The sequence below is a fragment of the Bradyrhizobium sp. DOA9 genome (genome assembly GCF_000617845.2).
In the GTDB taxonomy this organism is placed as follows: domain Bacteria; phylum Pseudomonadota; class Alphaproteobacteria; order Rhizobiales; family Xanthobacteraceae; genus Bradyrhizobium.
This window is the reverse complement of sequence record NZ_DF820425.1, coordinates 1,472,882-1,494,651: the sequence shown is the minus strand read 5'-3', so window position 1 is coordinate 1,494,651 and position 21,770 is coordinate 1,472,882. Positions and strand designations below refer to the sequence as shown.

The window sequence follows — 21,770 nt, the reverse complement described above, 5'->3', positions numbered from 1 at the left end:
CCATCGAACAAGATGACCTATTGGGTGTACATCCTCGCTAGCAAGCCCGGTGGAACGCTCTACATCGGCGTCACGAACAATCTGGTCCGGCGCGTCTATGAACATCGCGAAGGCTTGGCAGACGGCTTCACCAACCGTTACGGGGTAAAGACCCTGGTCTATTTCGAGGCGCATGACACGATCGCCGCTGCCCTTCAGCGCGAAAAGAACATGAAACACTGGTCGCGCGAGTGGAAGATCGATTTGATCGTGAAGGGCAATCCCACATGGCAAGACCTATATGATGAAATTGCCCGCTGACGCGGGCGATGGATTGCCGGGTCAAGCCCGGCAATGACAGAGTGATATGACCCCCTCCCGCATTCATCGCCTGACGCTGACGCATTTTCGCAATTATCGGGCGGCGGGGCTCGAGACGGCGGCTGACCTGGTGGCGCTGGTCGGGCCGAACGGGGCGGGCAAGACCAATTGCATCGAGGCGATCTCGTTCTTGTCGCCGGGCCGCGGCCTGCGCCGGGCGACGCTGGAGGATGTCGCCGACAACCAGGGCGACGGCTCCTGGGCGGTGTCGGCGCAGGTCGAGGGCGCGCTGGGGCTCGCCACGCTCGGCACCGGCATCGATGCGCCGCGCGCGGACGCCGCGGTGAGCCGGCGCTGCCGCATCGACCGCGAGCCGGTGGGCTCGGCCAGCGCCTTCGGAGACCACATCCGCATGGTGTGGCTGACGCCGGCGATGGACGGGCTGTTCATGGGCGCGGCCTCCGAGCGCCGCCGCTTCTTCGACCGTCTCGTGCTCGCCATCGACAGCGAGCATTCCAGCCGGATCAACGCGCTCGAGCGTTCCTTGCGTTCGCGCAACCGCCTCTTGGAGACGCGCAATTACGACGACCATTGGTGCGACGCGATCGAGCGCGAGACCGCGGAGCTCGCGGTCGCGGTCGCGGCCACGCGCGGCCAGACCGCGGCAAGGCTCACCGGCATGCTCAACGCGCGCGCGCAAGCCTCCGCATTTCCGTCCGCCCAGATCGCGCTCGACGGCTGGATGGAGAATGCGCTGCTTCAGGAGACCGCGACCTCGGTCGAGGACCGCTACCGCCAGATCCTGCGCGACAACCGCCCGCGCGATGCGATCGCCGGCCGCACCACCGACGGCCCGCATCTCACCGACCTCCAGGTGGTCTATGCGCCGAAGAGCATGCCGGCGCGCGATGCCTCGACCGGCGAGCAGAAGGCGCTGCTGATCGGTCTCGTGCTGGCGCATGCGAGCCTGGTCGCCGAGATGACCGGCATCGTGCCGCTGCTGCTGCTCGACGAGGTGGTTGCGCATCTCGATCCGAACCGCCGGTCGGCGCTGTTCGACGAGCTGAAGACGCTCGGCGCGCAGGTGTGGCTGACCGGCGCGGATCCTGCCGCCTTCGCCGAGATCGGCGCAGGGGGCGAAGTGTTTGACGTCGAGAGCGGACGAGTCTCGGCCCGCCTCTAGGCCGCCGCATTGAACCCGGCCGTTTCCCTTCGCGACTAGGTTCCTGAGGCCGCGACAATGTGTGGCGACCTCGGTCGACGCGCAGTGACAGGGCGCGAGAAAATCCTGGAGATGCGAGATGCGGACGGTAGGGACCGGGGCGCGAGCCTCGGCACGAGGGCTGGCGTTTGCCTGCGGCCTGTCTTTCCTGGGGATCTGCATGTTCGCGGCAAGCGCGAGCGCCTGGATGCCGCATCTCTCGGCGCTGTTCTCGGCCGAGCTGGCGCCGGATCCCGACACCAAGCTGCCCGCGCCGACCCGCTACAGCTACAGGGGCATCCACACCACCATTGTCCAGGGCGTTGAAACGCCGCTCCGCACCAGGCTGGAGGCCACCGTGCCGGCCGGGCTCGGCAATGTGCTCGCCTTCTATCGCACCGAGCTCGGCAAGCTCGGCTGGCAGGAACAGCACGATGGCGCGGTCATCTCCGCCGATCACGTTCAGCTTGCCTTCGTTTCTCCGGTCGGGCCCGGCATGCTGGTGCTCGATCGCAAGGACTCCGGCACCGCGATCAACCTCGTGCAGAAGAACGCGTCGGTCGCGGCCAACGCCAACGTCATGCCCGAGCCCGGCCAGGCGATGCTGGTGTTCTCGAATATCAGCGACACGGACGCCGCGCTCACGATCGACCAGAGGACCCTCAGGCGCGCCGCCGGCACCCGCGCGGTATCGCTGGATTTGCAGCCCGGCAAATATTCCTACGAGGTCAGCGTGCCGGGCCATCAGGCCATCACGAGGATCCTCAACGTCGCTTCCGGCGAGACCTGGGAGCTCACCGTCGGGCGCGACGGCGAGGCATGGTCGCCGCTCCTGCTGTATTGACCTCTGTTGAACCTCGCCGGTTCCTGCCGCGACTTCTCGTCTGAGGCCGCGCCGATGGGGGCGTCGCCTGCAATTGCGCGGGCATGACGGCCCGCGCCAATCCAGGAGCTGGACGATGTCGATGATCCCGCGCGGGGCGCAAGTCCCGGCACGATGGCTGCTGGCCTGCGGCCTTGTCCTGGCGGCGAGCTGCAGAATCGCGGCTGCCGCCGATGGCGGTATCGTCGATGTCCACACGCTGCCCAAGCTCGAGGGCGCGGTGGAGGACACCTCGCGGTCCGAATCCTGGCGCCTCGAATATCGCATGCCGGCGCCGCAAGCCGTGACGGCGCCTGCGTTGAAAAAGCTCCTCGGCGCCGACGGCTGGGTGCCCTATCTGCGGCCGCTGGACGAAAAGACCACGACGCTGAATTTCAAGAAGGGACGTCAAGGCCTGTCGGTTCACTTCACGCAAGGCCTCGGCCGGCCCGACCAATCCATGGTTACCTACTCCGCCGACCGGATTTACGGCAACGTGCCGTTCCCCGATGGTGCGACCGACATCATGTTCGATGGCACGAGGCCGTATCTCGGCTGCATCGCGCCCAATGCGCTCGACGCGACGTCGGATTTCTTCGGCCGCGAGATGGCTGCGATCGGCTGGCAAAAGCTCACGCCGGACACCGCTGCGCGCTGGACCAGCAGCCTGGACGAGACCGTCCCCAACGGCCTGCGCGCGTATTACACGCACCCGGATAACCAGGAGATCGGCTTCTCCAGGCAGAAGCCGGTGATGCTGACCTTGACGCGCCGCGACGACGGAAGGACCGATGTCGAAATTCGGGTCGCGCCGTTCGCGCTGCCGGAGGTACTCGAGGCCGACAGCGAAATGGCCGGCCTGCCGCGGCCGAAGCCGACCAAATCTGCGCGGAGCCTCGGCAGCGACAGCTCCAACAAGCGCGAGATCTCGGCCGCTGTGATCGCCGAGCTGCCGGCCGTGCTCGCCTTCTACCGGCGCGAGCTCGCCGCGCGCGGCTGGCAGGAGGATGGCCGCGCCCCGCTCGCGCCCGGCGACGAGGTGGCGATCAAGCTCTCCACCACCGATGAGGACGGCGTGCTCAGGCTGGGCCGCAAGTATGATTTCACCATAGTCAGCCTGACCGCGCAGGTGAAGGACTCCGCGCTCGCCGCCCGCGCCAGGGCGAAGAAGGAGGCCGATGCGAGGTTCCTGAGCGATGCCCTGGGTACGGCTCAGCAGCTCATTGCAGCCGATGATATCAGACGCAAGACGCAGGCCGCCTCCCTGCCGGACGCCCCGCTCACGGCGCTCCCTGACAGCAAGACGCCGGTGCCGCTGCCCGAAAACGCCGAAGGCGTGACATTCGAGGGCGGCGACGGCCATCTCGAATTCTCCTCCACCGCGAGCGTGAAGGCGCTCAGCAGCTTCTATCGTACCGCGCTGAAGAGTTCGGGCTGGAAGGAGCAGCCCTCCGTCATCAACCAGCCGAACATGGCGGTGATGGCGTTCTCGAAAGCCGGCAAGTCGATCTCGATGACCGTGATGCAGATGGGCCCGAAGGTGAATGTTCGCGCCGACGGATCGGGCCTGGTGATGGCCGCAGCCAAGGCGGCGGCCGTCCCTGAAGTGCAGGCCAAGTCCGCCGAGCCGCTCAAGCCGGATCCCGAATCCCCGCTGCCGGTGCCGACGCAGCGCTCGTCGAAATCGCTCGCCACCTCGAAGATGCCGGGCAGCGAGACGCCGGTCCGCCGCGAGCTGGAGGCCAGCATCCCCGCGTCGCTCGAGGAGGTCCTCGCCTTCTACCGTGCGGAGCTTGCAAAGCTCGGCTGGCAGGAAAAAACCGACGGCGCAGCCGTGTCAGCGGAACGCGCGCAGATCGACTTCACCTCGCCGCAAGGCCCGGCCGTGCTCAAGCTCGGCCGCGCCAGGGGCGAGACCATTGTCACTCTGGCGCAGAAGAACGCGGATGCCGCCGCCAGGGCCGACATCATGCCGAAGGCGGGACAGGCCCGGGTGATGATGGGCAACATGGGCGACAAGGAAGCCTCGCTCACGATCAACAAGCAGACCATCAAGATCGCAGCCGGCGCCGGCGGCCCGCAATCGCCGAAGGGCCCGATGCTCGACCTGCCGCCCGGCAAATACGCGTACGCGTTGCGCCTGCCCGGCCGCCCTGCGCGTAGCGAATCTCTGACCGTTGCCGCCGGCGAGGCCTGGGGCCTCCTGGTCGGCCCGGGCGGAGACGTGCTGCCGCTGCAGATGTATTGAGGCTGCCGTCTCCGGAACGGCCGGGTTGAACCTATCGGGTTCGCAGTACGACTAGTGCCGAGAGGCGGCGACCGTGTCGCAGCCGCCTCGCCACGCAAGACTGCATCCCCGGAGAGTGGGCATGACGACGGCAAGGCGCGGGACGAAGGTCCGGGCGGGATGGCGGCTGCTGGTGTGCGCCTTCACTCTTCTCGCAGGCTGTTCGAACGAGCCGCTCACCGCAGATCCCGGCGTCGAGATGCCTGCGCCGAAGCAAAGCAGCTTCAGTCAATTCCGGTCCACGCATGCGCGTGGTTCCGAGACCCCGGTCCGTCTCGAGATCGAAGCTCGCGTGCCCGCCGAGCTCAGCGAGGTGCTTGCCTTCTACCGTAGAGAGCTCGGACAGCGCGGCTGGCACGAGAAGCCGGATGATGCGGTGATCGCCGCCGATCGCGTGCAACTCGCCTTCGCCTCTCCAAAGGGCCCGGCCACGTTGAAGCTTGGCCGCGCCGAGGGCGAGACCATTGTCAACCTGGCGCAAAGGAATCCGGAAGCCGCGGCCAAGGCCGATGTCCTGCCGACAGCAGGACAAGCGCGGCTGATATTCGGCTATCTCGTGAAAGACGTGGCTTCGCTTGTGATCAACGATCAAACCATCAAGATCGCGGGCGGCGAAAATCATCCACAAGTGCTGGATCTGCCGCCCGGCACGTATTCCTACGCGCTGCTTGTGTCGGGTCGTCGGATGCGCACCGATACCATCACCGTGGCCGCAGGCGAGGCATGGTCCCTCAGCGACGATAAGAAGCCGTCCCAGGTCTACTGAACCCAGTGCCTGTTGCGGGCCTAGCGACGCCTCGGAACAGGCCGCTGCGCCCCGCAAGAACCACGCTTTCCGGAGCCCCAAAACCGCCCTTCGAATCGGGCTTTTTGCAGCGCCCCAAATCGCCCTTCAGAAGCCTTGAAAGCTTGCCAAAAAATCCTATCTGATCAAAGGGTTGCCGGAGGATACTTTGCGCTAGGCGCTAAGCGTCTTTCATGGCACAAATAGCCCCGCAAATCAGCGCCTTTGCGCCGCTGATTCGGGCGACATCTCGAAGGCCTCTCATGACCGAACCTGCTCGGCAGCACGCTGCCGAAAACGAGCCCTCCAATCCGAGCGATTACGGTGCGGAATCGATCCGCGTGCTCAAGGGTCTCGACGCCGTCCGCAAGCGCCCGGGCATGTATATCGGCGACACCGACGACGGCTCGGGCCTGCACCACATGGTCTACGAGGTCGTCGACAACGCCATCGACGAAGCGCTCGCCGGCCATGCCACGCGCGTCGAGGTGATCCTCAACGCCGACAATTCCGTCACCGTGCGCGACGACGGCCGCGGCATTCCCGTCGACATCCACAAGGGCGAAGGCATCTCGGCGGCCGAGGTCATCATGACCCAGCTGCACGCCGGCGGTAAGTTCGACCAGAACTCCTACAAGGTTTCCGGCGGCCTGCACGGCGTCGGCGTGTCCGTCGTCAACGCGCTGTCGAGCAAGCTCGGCCTGCGCATCTGGCGCGACAACAAGGAGCATTACATCGAGTTCGCCCACGGCGATGCCGTCGCACCGCTGAAGGTCGTCGGCGATGCCCCCGGCAAGCGCGGCACCGAGGTGACGTTCCTGGCCTCGACCGAGACCTTCAAGAACATCGAATATGATTTCGCCACGCTCGAGCATCGGCTGCGCGAGCTCGCCTTCCTCAATTCCGGCGTCAACATCGTGCTCTCCGACATGCGCCATGCGGTCGAGAAGCGCGAGGAGATGTTCTATTCCGGCGGCGTCGAGGAGTTCGTCAAATATCTCGACCGCAACAAGAAGGCGCTGGTGCCGGCGCCGATCATGGTGCGCTCGGAAGCCAACGGCATCGGCGTCGAGGCCGCCTTGTGGTGGAACGACAGCTACCACGAGAACGTGCTGTGCTTCACCAACAACATCCCGCAGCGCGACGGCGGCACCCATCTGGCCGGTTTCCGCGGCGCGCTGACGCGCCAGGTCAACGGCTACGCCGAGGCCAATGCGAAAAAGGAAAAGATCGCGCTGACCGGCGACGATTGCCGCGAAGGCCTCACCGCCGTTCTCTCGGTGAAGGTGCCCGATCCGAAATTCTCGTCGCAGACCAAGGACAAGCTGGTGTCCTCGGAAGTGCGCCCGGTGGTCGAGAACGTGCTCAACGAGGCGCTTGCCGCCTGGTTCGAGGAGCACCCGTCCGAGGCCAAGATGATCGTCGGCAAGGTGATCCAGGCCGCGGCGGCCCGCGAAGCTGCGCGAAAAGCGCGCGAACTGACGCGCAAGAGCCCGCTCTCGGTCTCCTCGCTGCCGGGCAAGCTCGCCGACTGCCAGGAAAAGGATCCGGCCAAGTCCGAGCTCTTCATCGTCGAGGGCGACTCGGCAGGCGGCAGCGCCAAGCAAGGCCGCAACCGCGAGTTCCAGGCGGTGCTGCCGCTGCGCGGCAAGATCCTCAATGTCGAGCGCGTGCGTCCCGACAAGATGCTGTCGAGCGAGCAGATCGGCACGCTGATCACCGCGCTCGGCACCGGCATCAGCGACGAGTTCTCGATCGAGAAGCTGCGCTATCACAAGATCATCGTGATGACGGACGCGGACGTCGACGGCGCCCATATCCGCACGCTGCTGCTGACGTTCTTCTACCGGCAGATGCGCGACATCATCGACGGCGGCTATCTCTACATCGCCCAGCCGCCGCTCTATAAGGTCAGCAAAGGCAAGTCCGAGCAATATCTGAAGGACGAGCGCGCACTGGAAGATTATCTGATCGACGCCGGCCTCGACGATTGCGTCTACATCCCCGGCACCGGCGGTGACCGCTCAGGGCGCGATTTGCGCGCGCTGGTCGATGACGCCCGCGTCGTCCGCAGCATCCTGCGCAACCTGCACAGCCGCTATAACCGCAAGGTGGTCGAGCAGGCCGCCATCACCGGCGTGCTGAACAAGGAGATCTACGGCGATCCCGAGAAGGCGGCAGCCGCGGCGCAATACATCGCGAGCCGGCTGGACAGCCAGGCCGAGGAGGTCGAGCGCGGCTGGGCGGGACAATTCGTCGAGGGCCAGGGCTTCCAGTTCGAGCGCACCGTGCGCGGCGTCAAGGAAGCCGCAATCATTGACGACGCCCTGCTCGGCTCGGCCGAGGCCCGCAAGCTCGACGAGTACACGACCAGGCTCCAGGACGTCTATGCCCGGTCCGGCAAGCTGCGGCGCAAGGATTCAGAGCACGTGGTCCACGGCCCGGTCGATCTGTTCGAGGCCGTGACCGACGCGGGCCGCAAGGGCATCAGCCTGCAGCGCTACAAAGGCCTCGGCGAGATGAACCCGGAGCAGCTCTGGGAGACGACGCTGGACACCGAGGCGCGCTCGCTGCTGCAGGTGAAGGTCAAGGAGGTCGACGAGGCCGACGACATCTTCACCAAGCTGATGGGCGACGTCGTCGAACCCCGCCGCGATTTCATCCAGGAACATTCGCTGAGCGCGACGATCGATATTTGATTGCCTCGCCAGCTCGTAGCTCGCGGTGCCAGCCAAGCGCTCGCTGCACCTCTCCCGCTTGCGAGAGCTTTGCATAAGAGGAGGATTTGCGATTCTCTAGGGCCTGTGGTGGAGGCGGATTCGGATGGCATATCGAGAGGTTGGGCAACCGAGCTTCGCGGACGCGCTGGTATCGCGGCGGGGGAAGGGTAATGCGGTGCTGAAGCGGATTGGCGAACTGGTCGACTGGGCGGCTGTGGAAAGAGTGCTGGGTGGTCTTCCGGAGCCGGAGCGCGGCCCTCCGCCCTATCCGCGACTGGTGCTGTTCAAGGCGCTGCTGCTGCAGCAATGGTATGGGCTTTCCGATCCGGCGCTCGAGGAAGCGCTCGACGACCGGGCCTCGTTCCGCGCCTTCTGCGGCTTTGTGCTGAGCGACGAGACGCCTGACCACACGACGATCTGGCGATTCCGCGAGGCTTTGCAGCGAGCCGGTCTGGACGAGAAGCTGTTCGCCGAGATCCTGCATCAGATCGACGCACGCGGGCTGGTGCTGCGCCGGGGCACATTGATCGATGCGAGCCTGATCTCGGCAGCAGTAAAGCCGCCGAAGCCGCCAGAGGACCCGCAGCCGCCCGGCCCGGACGGCCGTGAACCGAGCAAGCTGGTCAACAGCAAGCGCGATCCAGATGCACGCTGGACCAAGAAGGGCGGCAAGCGGTACTTCGGCTACAAAGCCCATATCGGCATGGATCAGAGTTCGGCCATCGTCCGCCGCAGCAAGCTGACCGACGCTGCGGTCAACGACACAGTGCCCGCCGACGAACTGGTCTGTGGTGATGAGAAGGCGGTCTATGCCGATCAAGCCTATGACAAGCACGAGCGCCGCAGCGGGCTCGCCGCGCGGGGAATCAAGCCGAGGCTGATGTTCCGGCCCAACAAGCATCATCCGCTCACCGAGCGGCAGAAGCGCTTCAACGATGCCGTGGGAAAGCGCCGCGCACCGGTCGAGCAGGTCTTCGCGCGCCTCAAGGGCAGCTATCGCTGGGCGCGCGCTCGCTATCTGGGTTTGGCGCGCAATCAGACACATCTGCGCCTGATCTGCCTCGCCATGAACCTCAAACGATGGGCGGTGCTGTGCCCGATAGGAGCCGCAGCGTGACCACCACCCGCCGCTACCCCGCGGCCACGAAAACCAGACGCCCCACCCCTCTGGGGCTACGTGAGGCCGTTCAAAAAAAGCTCCAGATCGAACTTCACTCCAGCACAACTCATTACGCAAAGCTCTCGCTTGCGGGAGAGGTCGACACGCTCGCAGAGCGTGGCGGGTGAGGGATTTCTCCTCTAGGGGATTGTCCCATTGCGGAGACACCCTCTCCCCCGCCCTCCCCCGCAAGCGGGGGAGGGAGCGCACCGCTGTCCTGGCTACGAGCCGCACGGCTCTCTAGGCGCCCCCTGAACCTCCCCACCCGCCATCGCGACGAAACGGGATGACCCCGCAAGGCCAATTCCGGCCGGGAAGTGTCGCGCCATGTCCGCCTCCGCTACGACCGGCTCCGCCGCGCCCTCACGCCGTCTCGGCATCATCGGCAGCATCGTCGGCGTGCTGGCGCTGATGGCGGCGGTGCTGCCGCATTGGGTCGTGCCGATGGTGTTTCCGCCGCCGCCGGCGGACAAGGTGATCGTCGACACCGGACATCGCATCAAGGACCGCATCGTCGCGAAGGTGAAGGGCGTGGAGTATCAGGCTCCGAGGCCTGAGAAATCGGCGGGACGAAGCTGGAGCGAAACCGCATCGGTCACGGCCATCTCGCTCGGCCTGCTCGCCATCCTGCTTTCGGTGCTCTCCCTGATCTTCCGGGAGGAGCGGCTCCTCGCCGCCGTCGCCGCCACGCTCGGCACCGGCGCCATCGCCATTGAAATCTCCTTCTTCATGATGGGGGCGCTGATCCTGATCGCGATCCTCTACGTGATCGGGAATATCATCGGACTGTTTTGAGGGGCGCTTGCCACTAGCGCCGGACGGACAGGTGCGGGTCGCAGCCAGCACAATTGCTCCCGCGCTCAAATCTCTGTAGTTTCCGCCCGAAACAGGCCCTCCCACTCAACAGGACAGCGAGAACCCCGTGGCGCCCATCCAATACATCGTCGAGGGCGGTCACCGGCTCTCGGGCTCGATCGAGCCGTCCGGCAACAAGAACTCGGCGCTGCCGATCATCGCCGCCGCGCTGCTGACCGAGCATCCGGTCGTGCTGGAGAACGTGCCGCGGATCCGCGACACCGAGACGCTGGTCGAGCTGGTCCGCTCGGTCGGCGCGTCGGCCGAATGGTCCGCGCGCAACACGCTTCACATCCACGCCAAGAGCATCCGCGCCGCCGACCTCGACCCCGAGCTGTGCGTGCGCATTCGCGCCTCGATCCTGCTCGCCGGGCCCCTGCTCGCCCGCTGCGGCGAGGTGATGCTGCCGCCGCCGGGCGGCGACGTCATCGGCCGCCGGCGCCTGGACACCCATGTGCTCGCGCTGGAGCAGCTCGGCGCCAAGGTCACCGCCACCGACCGGCTCGAATTCCGCGCGCCAAGGCTTTCGGGCGCGGACGTGTTTTTGGACGAGCCGAGCGTCACGGCCACCGAGAATGCGCTGGTCGCGGCGGTCGCCGCCGACGGCGTCACCTATTTGCGCAACGCGGCCTCCGAGCCGCATGTGCAGGACCTCGCCAATTTCCTGGTCGCGCTCGGCGCCAGGATCGAAGGCATCGGCACCAACACCATGATCATCCATGGTCCAGCGACGCTCGGCGGGGCGACCTACCGGATCCAGCCCGACCATATCGAGGTCGGCTCGCTGATCGGGCTTGCCGCGGTGACGCGCTCGCCCTTGCGCATCACGCGCGCGGGCGTCGAGCATCTGCGCTCGATCCGCATGGGCTTCGAGCGGCTCGGCATCGTCTGCCGGACCGAGGGCGACGACCTCATCGTGCCCTCCAACCAGACATTGAAGATCCAGGACGATTTCGGCGGCCATGTGCCCAAGCTGGAGGACCAGCCCTGGCCGGCGTTCCCGGCCGACCTGATGTCGATCGCGATCGTCACCGCGACGCAATGCGAGGGCGTGATCCTGATGTTCGAGAAGATGTTCGAATCCAGGATGTTCTTCGTCGACAAGCTGATCGCGATGGGCGCGCGCATCGTGCTGTGCGACCCGCACCGCGCCATCATCGCCGGCCCCAGCCGCCTGCACGGCGCGACGATGACCTCGCCCGACATCCGCGCCGGCATGGCGATGCTGCTCGCGGCGGTCTGCGCCGAGGGCACCTCCACCATCAACAATGCCGACCAGATCGAGCGCGGCTATGAGCGCATCGAGGAGCGGCTGAACGCGCTGGGTGCGAAGATCCAGCGCGTGCCGCCGCGGAGCTAGACCTATTTCGGCGGACGTGCGTCGAGGGCCTGTTTGCAGGCCGCAGACAATTCCGCGTAATTGTCGCTGAAGCATTTGCGAATGCGGCCGCCGCCGGGCATCGTTCCCGCGCAGAGACGCGAATAATCGGCCTTGCAGGCCTGCTTCGACTCGCTACGCGCGTCCTCCGCGGAAGCTTGCGACAGGAACAGAACGAGAAGCCCGATCAAACTCGCGGCCGCAAGAGCCGCACGGACATACACCGCCGCCCGCCGCGAGAAGCTCGTCACCGGCCCGCTTGCCGTCCGGCCAAATCGTTGCACCATGTCACCTCCATCAATTCGCAGACATCGATGTAGGTGATACGTCTGGACGGACCGAATCCCTCGTTCACCCTGCGTGGCTCAGCGAAAGTAGCCGCCGACGAGTTGTCGGCGTCCTTTCGCTGAAATTCGTTCCAGCATCTCGACGAAGGTCGTGACGACGAGGTCGCCAATCTTCAGGCGCTTGTCGCGGGCATCCTTGACGGCGGCCTCCAGCTCGGCCTTGTCGAGATTCGTCTGCGCCGCCGTTTTCATCGCCTTCATCAGCGCGAGACGGTACTCGGCCTGGAGCGGCGCCAGCTCCGCCTCCTTGCCGCGATAGATGCTCCACAGGATCTCCGCATCTTCCGCCGGAAGTCTCTCGGCGACACGCTCGATCATGCGCAGCGGCACGCCCGCGCCCGCACCCGGCATGAAGCCGCCGGGCCGCAGCCATTGCACCGAGACATAGGTGAAGAGGATGACGTTGACGCACAGCGACAACAGCATGAGCGCCCGCCAAGGAGTGGACCATTCTCGCCAGAACTTCATTGCACCGATCCAAATCCCATTGCGTAGACGTCGAAGACGCCGCTCATGACGGACAAGGGGTCCGACGGCGAATGGACATAAGGCATCGCCCCCGCCAGCCACACGCCGACCAACGCGGAGCAGGCGAGGCTTGCGGCGGGAACGAGCGCGGGCCAGCGCAGCAGGCGATACCATGCCGGCCGATGCGGTTGCGGCATGTCGGCGAGCCTTTGCAGGACAAGAAAGCTGGAGCGATCCGCCCTCGCCGTCTCGATCTCCGGAGCGACGGCAAGGAGCCGGTCGAGGCGCGCCTGCTGGTGCAGGACCGCAGCGCCTTCCGCAGTCGCCGCAATCCGCCGCGCGGCCTCGCGCGTCGGTGCGGGCCAGCGCTCGACGTCGCCTCCCCATGTCTCGGCCAATTGTCTGAACTGTTCGGGCGTCATACGTGGCTCCCCGTCTGCTGTATTTTCTGAACATTTGCCTTGAGCGCCGTGCGGGCGCGGCCCAGCAGCGACTCGAACGCCTTGGCGCTGAGATTCATCGCGTTCGCCGCCTCCTCACCGCTCAATCCCTCCATGTGGAAGAGCGCGATCGCGCCGCGTTGCCGGTCCGACAGGCCGGCCATCGCACGGTTGAGGAGGCGAAGCTCCTCGTCGGCGATGAGCCGTTCGACCGCGTGCGGTCCCGTGTCGGGCACATCGCCGGCGTCTTCGAGGGGCTGGAACGTTCGGCGCCGCGTGCGGTCGAACGTCAGGTTGAGGACGATGCGGTAGAGCCAGGTGGTGAATTTCGCAACCTGCGGGTCGAAAGAGGCTGCGTGGGTCCAGACGCGCATGAACGCCTCCTGGCCGATGTCGTCGGCCTCGACCGGGTCGCGCACGATCCGCTGCGCGACCCGCAGCGCCCGCGGCATATGGCGCCGCATGAGGACACGAAACGCATGCTGCCGCCGCGCCGAAACCTCCGCCATCAAGGCCTCGTCCGATGGCTCTTCCATCACATCGATCTGTTGCTCTGGCCTGCGGACATCGTAGCCGAAAATTGCGAACCGATCCTACCAGGCGACAGCCGCCTCCAGCCGAGCATCAAAAGCGCCAGTAGACGCCGGCCCGCACCGTGTGCGTATCGAGCCTGGACTCGCGCGCGCCGAAAATCGTCGCGCCGACCGTCTGGGCAGCCAGCGTCTTCGAGCCGTAATTGTCATAGAGATATTCAAGCCGGACCGAGGCCTGCGGTGCGAAGCGGAATTCCCCGCCCGCTCCGATCGACCAGCCGATCCGTGCATCGCTCCAGCTCGCAACGGCCCCGATCCCATTGTCGAACGCCTTGCTCTCGACGCCCGCGACGGCAAGGCCGCCGGCCACGAACAGCAGCGCCCGGTCGAAACCATAGCCGATCCGTCCACGGAGGTGGCTGTTCCAGTTGACCGCGGATTGAAGCTGCGTGACGGCGGGTGTCGGCGCAAAACCGGTATCGATCGTCGCCCGCGCATCGACGAAGTTCACGTCACCCTCGAGCCCCGCGACGATCCGGCCCCATTGCGCCGAGAAGCCCGCCGTTGCACCCACGATCGCACCCTTCGGATCGACAAAGTGGAATTCACCCGTCGCCGGCAGCGAGATATCGGAGCGGCCCGCAAGATAGCCGGCCTGAACGCCGAAATAGGGCCCTGCCCAGCTCAGCAGGGCTGCCGGCGCCGCCTGCGGGGGCGGTGCTGCGGGCAGCCTCAGGTCGGCCGCTGCAGCGGCGCCAGCACTCAGGATGGCGGAACCGGTGAACAGCGCGGCGAACGTCCGTCTAACTCTCGTTGTCATGCTCAATTCCCGATGTGAGACCGGCCCAGATTCGCCGCACATGACGAATACGGCGCAACCCGCACTTTCCTTCGCCTGAGCTCGCCTTTTTTCAGCGATCCCCGCCCTCACGCTTCTTTGCCGTTACTTCGCCGATCGAGGCTGCTATGTCCCCGGCATGACCGAGCTTTTGGATGCCAAACAGCCGTACCGGGCACGCCTGGACGCAACGCAAAACTACCTCGCCGACGAGTTCGTCGAGACGCTGCGGCTCGCCGTGCCGATGATGCTGACCCAGCTCGGGCAGATCGCGATGATCACGACCGATCTCGCGATGATCGGCCGGCTCGGCGAGGAGGCGGTGGCCGCGGCGGCGCTGGCCCATACGGTCTATTTCGTCAGCTTCACCTTCGGGCTCGGATTGACCTCCGCGGTGTCGCCGCTGGCGGCGCAGGCGTTCGGCGCCGGCGACGTCAGGCGCATTCGCCGCTCCTTGCGCGTCGGTCTGTGGGCCGCGCTGCTGATCTCGCTGCCGATGATGGCCTCGCCGCTCTATGGTGAGCAGATCCTGCTCGCGCTCGGCCAAGCGCCGCACACGGCCGCGCTGGCGCAGCATTATCTGAACGGCCTTGCCTGGGGCATCGCGCCGGCGCTCGGATTCATCGCGCTGCGCGGCATGATGAGCGCGGTGAACCGACCGCAGGCGCCGCTGTGGATCACGCTGGCGGCGATCCCGATCAATGCCGCGCTGGTCTATGTCCTGATCCACGGCCTGTTCGGCCTGCCCGAGCTCGGCCTGTTCGGCGCGGGGCTCGCGACGACGCTGGTCAATCTCGGCACCTTCCTCGCTGCGCTTGCGATCGCCGCGCTGCGCAAGCCGTTCGCAGACTATCATCCGCTCGCCCACCTGTGGCGGATCGACTGGCCCTTGATGCGCCAGTTGATCGTGATCGGCGCACCGATCTCGTTTTCGCTGCTGCTGGAATATGGCCTGTTCTCCTCGGCGGCGCTGCTGATGGGACTGATCTCGACCGCCGCGATTGCCGCGCATCAGATTGCGCTCCAGGTGACCGCCGTGCTGTTCATGGTGCCGCTCGGAATCGGCATGGCGGCGACGGTGCGGGTCGGTCATGCCTTCGGCCGCGATGATCCGGCGGCGGTGAAGCGCGCAGGGCTCGTCGCAGCCGTGCTCGGCCTCGCGCTGGTCTTCGCGTTGACGATCGCCATCGTGATCGGTCGCTACGAGCTCGGACGGCTGTTCTTCGGCGCCGGCAACGAAAGCGCGGCTACCGTCGAGCTGACGGGAACGCTGCTGCTGGTCGGGGCCAGCTTCTTCATCGCCGACGGCCTTCAGACCATCATGGGCGGCGCGCTGCGCGGCATCAACGACACCCGAATGACGCTGCTGTTCGCGGCGATCGGCTATTGGGCAGTCGCCTTTCCCATCGGCTGGATGCTGGCGTTCCACACGGGGCTCGGCGCGGTCGGCGTCTGGATCGGATTCTCGATCGGCACGTTCGTCTATGCCGGGCTCCTGATCTTGCGTTTCCGGATGCTGACGCGCAAAATGGCGGGATGAGAGCAACGGTCCACGAAGTCGCGCCTGAAGTCGATGCCAATGCGCTGCTCGCCGGCGCAGAGTTCATCGATGCGTTTCGCGTCGACATCGGTGCCGCGGCGGTGAATGCCCGCGAGGCCTGCACCAGGATGGTGCTGCACGGGCCGCGCTGGATCGACGCGCTGCTGCGCCTGCGCAACATTCTGGTGAGGCCGTTCGGGCTGAAGACCTCGGGCGAAGGTGCGCCGGCGCCGCACGGCCTGATCGGCCTGTTTCCGGTGCTGAGCGAGACGCCGGAGCAGCTGGTCGCGGGCTTCGACGATTCGCATCTCGATTTCCGTATCGTGGTCGACGTTTCAGGCGATGCCGCAAGCCGGCAAGTGACCTCGACGACGGTGGTGCGCACGCACAATCTGCTCGGCCGAACCTACCTTGCGCTGATCATGCCCTTCCACAAGCTCGTGGTCCGCAACATGATGGGACGCATCGTGGCGCCGGCCCGATGATGCTGCCCGTCGGCCTCCTCTACGCCTGCCGGAGCCCTGACAGCCAAGCGCCAGCGCAGCTGACGTGAACCGGTTTCCTGGAGCGAGCGACTGAGACGTGGTGCCCCAATGGCGGCGGCGCCATCGGAGGTCGCATGCATCTGGCAAAGTTCTTTCACCGTCCGCCCGGCGACGACGATCGTGAGCTGATGCTGATTCCAGACGACGATCCCAGGGTAATCGGCGTCCGCATGAACCGGGAGGACGATCCGGACTCGGGCCAATATCTGTGCGAGGAATTTTCCGACATTGACGACGCCATCGCGGCTTTCCGCCGTCATGCCGCCGAGCTCGTCGCGGCCGGCTATGTCGAGACCGATCATACCGACTACACGCTGCGTAACCTCGGACCCGATCCGCAAGCCAAGCCGGACTGGCAGAAGGGGCTCGATGAGCTGATGCTGCTGGTGCTCGGTTCGTCGCTGGCCGAGCAGGCGAAGCAGATCGCGGTGCTCAGGGGCACGCCGGCCGAGCACGAGCCGTTTTACCTGTTGCTCGCCGCCGACCACGGCAAGACCGCAGGCGAGGACTTCGCGCAGACCCTGCGCTATGCCGAACAGGCGCGCGATGCGCTCAACGCTCGGCGGGCCGCCGGACAGGCGCATTATGCATGGTCGATCTCGGAGCGGGAGCTCGAAGGCGAGCTCCTGGAGTTGCTGAGCGGACTCTATCTTCTCGCCAGCAACCCGGCCGCCGCGCTGGCGATCGTCGAGCGTTTGTGCCGGACCGCACCGAACCATGATCGCATCCGGCAGCGCGCCGAGCTGCTCTGCGGCTTCTTTCCCGAACGGCGGGAGGAGGCCTTCGACGACGCCTATCAATGGTCGCGCTTCGGCGGCTACGACGTCATCATGCTGTTTCCCGAATATGCGGAATATGTAGCGCGGCGCAAGGCGGGGACATCGGCCAAGGGCTGGCGCTGGAGGCCCGCCACACCGATCAGCGACGCGGACATCAGCGCCGCGGAGCAGACGCTCGGCGTCCAGCTGCCCGACGACTATCGCAATTTCCTGCGGACCCGCGGCGAGGCCGAGCTATTGGTGCGACTGCCCAAATCCTCCGCCGAGCTGCGTTTCTATGCACCGGGCGAGCTCGCCACGCAGCTGCGCAATGTCCTCGATTTCATCGCCTATTCCGACGACGAGCTCGAGGAGGCCTGCACCTATTTCCGCAAGGCGTACGGCGTTTCATTGAAGCATCTGATTCCGATCGCCGAACCCTCGCAGGTCAGCCGATGCCTGCTGCTCCATCTCGAGCCCGGTGAGCGCTATGGCTGGTGTTTCCAGTGGGACCATGACGGCGCGTGGGAATTGGAGCAGAAGCAGCCGAGTTTCGACATCGCGCTGAAAGCGCTGACTGACGGCATCGAGCGGCGTGATGCAGCGCAGCTCGCGTTCTTCGATCTTTAAAGCGACCTATTCCGCCACCCGAACGGACTTGTCGCTTGCTGATTCCGACCATTCGCCGACGACGCGGTCGAGGTCGCAGAGATTCTGGTGCATCTGCTCCAGGGAGAAGCCGAGCGCGAAGAAGCGCTCGGCGGTGTCGCTGGGGTGGCCGCGGATCAGGCCGTCCTGACGGACGGACGCGACCGCCTCGGCATAGTGCTGGAGCGCGACATGGACGGGGTGGATCGGCGGCGCGCCGGCGCCCTCGCGCAAGGCGCCAGCGGCCGAGCGCAGGAAGCGCGCGATCACGGTCGACACTTCCGTCAGGGGCGCGGCCAGCCGCAGCTGCACCTCGACCGGCAGCGGCACCACCGTGGCACGGCCGATCATCACGACGTCGTGGCGCAGCCGCAGGATCGTTCGCAGCAACGGGCCGGTGTCCGGGCCGCTCGACAGCCGCGCGGCGCGCTCGCGCTCGGCTTCGGAGCCGATCGCATTCAGGTTGACCATCGCACTGCCGATGCCATCCTGAATCCGGTGCAGCGCGTCGTTGTCGCGGCCGCGCGTGAGGCCGGCGAGCAGCTCGGCGAGGGCATCGGCGATCAGCTCGAGCAGAACCGCCGCGCTGGCGCGAATCTGCCGCACCGCGCGCGAGGGCAGCACCAGGAAGGAGACCAGCAATCCCGTGACGGCGCCGACGCCGACCTCGCTGACCCGATCGATCGCCGAGGTCAGGGGATCGGCATGATGCAGGGTCGGAACCAGGAGCACGATCACGGCAGTGACCGTGGCGGCGCTGAGGCTCGGATTGATCGCGGCGATGAAGGCGAGCGGGGCGACGGAGAGGACCAGCAAGCCAAGGAGACCGGCTTCGCTGGAATAGGGAATCAGGATGGCGATGGCGCCGCCATAGATCGCGCCGCCGATGGTGCCGAGCATGTAGTCGCGCGTCGCCTTCAGCGAGCGGCCGACGCTCATCTGGGTCACGATCAGCGCGGTCAGCACCGCCCAGAGCGGCAGCAACAGATGCAGCGCGGTCGCGATCGCATAGGCCGCGGTCGCGGCGACCGTGACCCGGATCGCCAGCCCCAATTGCGTCCGCCGCGCGCGAACCCGCTCGAACAGCTGCCTTGCGCGCGTCATACGGAATATCCCGATCCTTTTCGCCCAAGCAAAAGCATGGCTGATCCCCGCCCCCGCAAGGCCGCTTGAAAGGCCAAATCAGCCCGCCTAATTTGCGCGCCAAATCGAGGAAACACGATGGCTCACGAAACCGCAACGCTCGCCGCCTATGTCTTCAATCTGAAATACCAGGATATTCCGGCAGAGGTGCTGGAGCGCGCCAAGGTATTGACGCTGGACTTCCTCGGCAGCGCCATCCGGGCGCGGCGCGAAGCGGAATCGACCCCGTCGATGCTGAAGATGCTGGAGGCGCTGGCGCTCGACACCAGGGGCGAATCCACCGTGTTCGGCGATGGCAAGACCTGGACGCCGGCGGTCGCGGCGCTGCTCAACGGCGCGCTCGGGCATTCGCTGGATTTCGACGACACCCACGCCGATTCCTCGCTGCATCCGAGCGCGCCGGTGGTCCCGGCCGCCTTCGCCGTCGGCGAGATGGTTGGCGCGTCAGGGCGCGACGTGCTGACAGCGATCGTTGCCGGTTACGAGGTGTGCTGCCGGCTCGGCAATGCGCTCGACCCGACCTCGCATTATGCACGCGGCTTCCACCCGACCGCGACCGCCGGCACCTATGGCGCCGCCGCGGCGGCGGGCAAGCTGTTCGGCCTCGGCGAGAAACAGCTGATTGCCGCGTTCGGCGTCTCCGGCAGCCAGGCCGCGGGCTCGCTGCAATTCCTCGTCAACGGCGCCTGGAACAAGCGCTACCAGGTCGGCGCCGCCGCGATGAACGGGGTGATCGCCGCGACGCTGGCGCGCAATGATTTCGTCGGCGCGACCGAATCGGTCGAGGGCAAGCACGGCCTGCTCGCCGGCTATACCGACGACGCACATCCGGACAAGGCGGTCGCCGAGCTCGGCAAGACCTACGAGACCATGAAGATCGGCGTGAAGCCCTATCCGAGCTGCCGCTACACCCATGCCGCGATCGACGCGCTGATCGCGATGCGGCGCGAGCACAATCTGACGCCCGACCAGGTCAAGCGCGTCGAGATCGGCCTGCACCGCAACGGCATCACGCTGACCGGCGACGCCGCGACCAAGCGCCATCCGCGCTCGATCGTCGGCGGCCAGTTCTCGATGTTCTTCACCGGCGCGCTCGCGCTCGACCAAGGCTCGTTCGGCTGGGACGATTACAACCGTCTCGGCGATGCCGCGATCGACGCGCTCGCCGACAAGTTCGACGTCGTGCAGGACGATCGCCTCGAGGTCGGCCGCACCCATCCCTTTGGCGCGCGCGTCAGCATCACGACGGACGACGGCGTGCACGAGCGGCTCTATGCCGATCCGTCCGGGGAACCGAATTCGTTCCCGGACACCCAGGCGATGCAGCAGAAGTTCTTAACGCTGGCCCGTCCCGTGCTGAACGCGCGCGCGGAGAAGTTTGCCGACGCGATCATGAGCCTGGAGCGGTTCGACCGCGTGGCGCAGGCGACGGAATTGGGGAGGTAGACAGGTTCGTCGCAGCGCTTCGCTTACCCTCCCCTTCATGGCCCCTCCAGGGGAGGGTAAGAAAGACCTCAATCCACCCCCGCCAGCTTCCCCTTCTCGCGCGTTGCTGCGACCACGTCCCGCACCAGATCGAACACGCCGTCGGCTTGCGGCGGTGCATTCGGCGAGCGGCCCATGCGCACGATCACCAACTGCTCCGACGGGATCACGATGGTGTACTGCCCGATCGTGCCCTTGGCGAAGAAGGCATCGCGCGGCCAGCCGTTGCCTGCGCGAAAGTTTGCGCCAAAGCTGTCGCCCCGGTTGGTCCAAAAGCCGGCGCCGATGCCGACCCACGCGTTCGGCGTGGCCGTCGCCGAATAGGTCACCCACCCTTCCGGCAGGATGCGCTTGCTGCCGGCGACGCCGTCATTGAGATAGAGCTGGCCGAAGCGCGCCCAGTCGCGCGCGGAGGCGAGCATCTCGCTCGACCCTTCGATCGTGCCGGCGCCGTCGAGCTGGAGCACGACATGGCGCATGCCGAGCGGGGCGAACAATTCGCGGCGCGCAAAGCGCAGCGCGTCCTGCGGTGCGCCGCCGGCGGCATCACGGATCAGATGCGAGAGGATGAGGATATTGCCGTCGTGATAATTCCATGCGGTGCCGGGCGCGGTTGCGAGCGGGATGCTCTCGGCATAGGTGGCCATGTCCTTCTCGGCGAATTTCATCTGGTTGACCGGCTCGAAGGCGGAGCCGAGCGAAGCCTGCAGCGAGCTGCCGAGCGCAAGGCCCGCGGTGTGGCGCAGCAGCTGGTCGACGGTGATGGCATGGCGCGGATCGTCGGGATCTTTCCAGGCGGCGACCGGCGCGGGACCTTCGAGCTTGAGCTTGCCCTGGCGCACCAGGACGCCGATCAACGCCGAGATCACCGACTTCGTCATGGAGAAGCCGAGCAACGGCGTCTCGGGTCCGATGCCGTCGGCGTAGCGTTCGGCGACGACGCGGCCCGCCTTCATCACGACGATGGCGCGGGTGCGGCGATAGGGCGGCTCTGCGGGCTCGGCAAAGGCCCGGTCGAGCGCGGCGGCGAGTGAGGGGCTTTGCGGCCTCACGATCGCGGGGCCGGCAATCTCCGGCAGCAACGCCGGCCGTTGGTCGTCAGGCGGCAGCTCGACGGAAGCAATGCCAGCGCCATGCTCGAGCGTGCAGCCGAGGCCCTCGCGATAGACGGCGTGGCTGCGGCCGAGGCCGAACAGCGTCACCGTGACATCCTTGCGGACGGGATCGACCCTGTACTCCATCGCCCAGCTGATCAGGCCCGCTCCGGGCATGGCGTCGGTGGTCTCGGCGAAGTTGCGCCTGGGATCGAGGCCGGAGACGAACGTCTCGGCGCACAGGATGTCGGCGACGAAGCCGGTCGCGACTTTCGGCACGTCGCGGGCCCGGGCCGCGCCGAGCACGAGGCCGGCGGCGGCGATGGCGGTGGTGAGAAGGAGGATCTTGCGGCGGCGGGTCACGGGCTTTCTCCGGCTGGGGAAT

The 21,770-nt window shown here is 66.4% G+C and carries 20 protein-coding genes; 13 read left to right on the top strand and 7 right to left on the bottom strand.

Annotated features, from left to right (window positions below; translation table 11 throughout):
• Nucleotides 1-12 precede the first annotated feature (12 nt).
• From BDOA9_RS06940 to murA, 9 genes are all read left to right on the top strand, one after another.
• Entirely contained in the window at nucleotides 13-300 is a 288-nt protein-coding gene (locus BDOA9_RS06940; protein ID WP_025033217.1) for a GIY-YIG nuclease family protein, read from the top strand.
• 46 nt (nucleotides 301-346) lie between these two features.
• Nucleotides 347-1,483 (top strand): DNA replication/repair protein RecF, encoded by a 1,137-nt coding sequence (gene recF, locus BDOA9_RS06935; RefSeq protein WP_025033216.1) that lies wholly within the window; start codon nucleotides 347-349, stop codon nucleotides 1,481-1,483.
• Nucleotides 1,484-1,601: 118 nt separating this feature from the next.
• Complete coding sequence (locus BDOA9_RS06930; RefSeq protein ID WP_025033215.1) at nucleotides 1,602-2,345, top strand: hypothetical protein; 744 nt, start codon at nucleotides 1,602-1,604, stop codon at nucleotides 2,343-2,345.
• Between the two features lie 115 nt (nucleotides 2,346-2,460).
• Entirely contained in the window at nucleotides 2,461-4,611 is a 2,151-nt protein-coding gene (locus BDOA9_RS06925) for a hypothetical protein (protein WP_025033214.1), read from the top strand.
• 121 nt (nucleotides 4,612-4,732) lie between these two features.
• On the top strand, nucleotides 4,733-5,416 hold the full coding sequence (locus BDOA9_RS06920; protein WP_025033213.1) for a hypothetical protein: 684 nt from the start codon (nucleotides 4,733-4,735) through the stop codon (nucleotides 5,414-5,416).
• 281 nt (nucleotides 5,417-5,697) lie between these two features.
• Nucleotides 5,698-8,133 (top strand): DNA topoisomerase (ATP-hydrolyzing) subunit B, encoded by a 2,436-nt coding sequence (gyrB, locus tag BDOA9_RS06915; protein ID WP_025033212.1) that lies wholly within the window; start codon nucleotides 5,698-5,700, stop codon nucleotides 8,131-8,133.
• Nucleotides 8,134-8,257: 124 nt separating this feature from the next.
• Nucleotides 8,258-9,271 carry an IS5 family transposase gene (locus tag BDOA9_RS06910; RefSeq protein ID WP_025033211.1) on the top strand — a complete coding sequence of 338 codons (1,014 nt, stop codon included), beginning with the start codon at nucleotides 8,258-8,260 and terminating at the stop codon, nucleotides 9,269-9,271.
• Between the two features lie 369 nt (nucleotides 9,272-9,640).
• The gene (locus tag BDOA9_RS06905; protein WP_025033210.1) at nucleotides 9,641-10,108 is read left to right on the top strand and encodes a hypothetical protein; all 468 of its coding nucleotides are present in this window, start codon (nucleotides 9,641-9,643) and stop codon (nucleotides 10,106-10,108) included.
• A gap of 127 nt (nucleotides 10,109-10,235) precedes the next feature.
• Nucleotides 10,236-11,528: a UDP-N-acetylglucosamine 1-carboxyvinyltransferase gene (murA, locus tag BDOA9_RS06900; protein ID WP_025033209.1), complete on the top strand. Its 1,293-nt coding sequence runs from the start codon at nucleotides 10,236-10,238 to the stop codon at nucleotides 11,526-11,528.
• 2 nt (nucleotides 11,529-11,530) lie between these two features.
• On the opposite strand, the gene BDOA9_RS06895 is transcribed toward murA, so the two are convergent.
• From BDOA9_RS06895 to BDOA9_RS06875, 5 genes are all read right to left on the bottom strand, one after another.
• Nucleotides 11,531-11,833: a hypothetical protein gene (locus BDOA9_RS06895; protein ID WP_025033208.1), complete on the bottom strand. Its 303-nt coding sequence runs from the start codon at nucleotides 11,831-11,833 to the stop codon at nucleotides 11,531-11,533.
• A 78-nt stretch (nucleotides 11,834-11,911) separates the two neighbouring features.
• Complete coding sequence (locus tag BDOA9_RS06890) at nucleotides 11,912-12,361, bottom strand: periplasmic heavy metal sensor (RefSeq protein ID WP_025033207.1); 450 nt, start codon at nucleotides 12,359-12,361, stop codon at nucleotides 11,912-11,914.
• Nucleotides 12,358-12,783, bottom strand: coding sequence for a hypothetical protein (locus BDOA9_RS06885; RefSeq protein ID WP_025033206.1), 426 nt, complete (start codon nucleotides 12,781-12,783; stop codon nucleotides 12,358-12,360). Before BDOA9_RS06885 ends, BDOA9_RS06890 begins: the two co-directional genes overlap by 4 nt.
• Nucleotides 12,780-13,346, bottom strand: a complete 567-nt coding sequence (locus BDOA9_RS06880) for an RNA polymerase sigma factor (protein ID WP_025033205.1) — start codon at nucleotides 13,344-13,346, stop codon at nucleotides 12,780-12,782. Before BDOA9_RS06880 ends, BDOA9_RS06885 begins: the two co-directional genes overlap by 4 nt.
• Nucleotides 13,347-13,425: 79 nt before the next feature.
• Complete coding sequence (locus BDOA9_RS06875; RefSeq protein ID WP_025033204.1) at nucleotides 13,426-14,154, bottom strand: outer membrane protein; 729 nt, start codon at nucleotides 14,152-14,154, stop codon at nucleotides 13,426-13,428.
• Nucleotides 14,155-14,311: 157 nt separating this feature from the next.
• Between BDOA9_RS06875 and BDOA9_RS06870 the strand changes: the two genes are divergently transcribed.
• The 3 genes from BDOA9_RS06870 (at nucleotide 14,312) to BDOA9_RS06860 (ending at nucleotide 17,645) form a co-directional block, all read left to right on the top strand.
• Nucleotides 14,312-15,712 carry an MATE family efflux transporter gene (locus BDOA9_RS06870; RefSeq protein WP_025033203.1) on the top strand — a complete coding sequence of 467 codons (1,401 nt, stop codon included), beginning with the start codon at nucleotides 14,312-14,314 and terminating at the stop codon, nucleotides 15,710-15,712.
• Nucleotides 15,709-16,197, top strand: coding sequence for a DUF2867 domain-containing protein (locus tag BDOA9_RS06865; RefSeq protein ID WP_025033202.1), 489 nt, complete (start codon nucleotides 15,709-15,711; stop codon nucleotides 16,195-16,197). Before BDOA9_RS06870 ends, BDOA9_RS06865 begins: the two co-directional genes overlap by 4 nt.
• Nucleotides 16,198-16,331: 134 nt before the next feature.
• Nucleotides 16,332-17,645, top strand: a complete 1,314-nt coding sequence (locus BDOA9_RS06860) for an SMI1/KNR4 family protein (RefSeq protein WP_025033201.1) — start codon at nucleotides 16,332-16,334, stop codon at nucleotides 17,643-17,645.
• Nucleotides 17,646-17,651: 6 nt separating this feature from the next.
• Here the strand turns inward: BDOA9_RS06860 and BDOA9_RS06855 are convergent, their stop codons facing one another.
• Nucleotides 17,652-18,767, bottom strand: a complete 1,116-nt coding sequence (locus tag BDOA9_RS06855; protein WP_025033200.1) for an FUSC family protein — start codon at nucleotides 18,765-18,767, stop codon at nucleotides 17,652-17,654.
• 117 nt (nucleotides 18,768-18,884) lie between these two features.
• On the opposite strand from BDOA9_RS06855, the gene BDOA9_RS06850 reads away from it, so the two are divergent.
• A complete protein-coding gene (locus BDOA9_RS06850; protein ID WP_025033199.1) occupies nucleotides 18,885-20,252 on the top strand; it encodes an MmgE/PrpD family protein in 1,368 nt (455 codons plus the stop codon).
• 68 nt (nucleotides 20,253-20,320) lie between these two features.
• Here BDOA9_RS06850 and BDOA9_RS06845 read toward each other — a convergent pair whose 3' ends face one another.
• Complete coding sequence (locus tag BDOA9_RS06845; protein ID WP_025033198.1) at nucleotides 20,321-21,748, bottom strand: serine hydrolase domain-containing protein; 1,428 nt, start codon at nucleotides 21,746-21,748, stop codon at nucleotides 20,321-20,323.
• Between the last annotated feature and the right edge of the window lie 22 nt (nucleotides 21,749-21,770).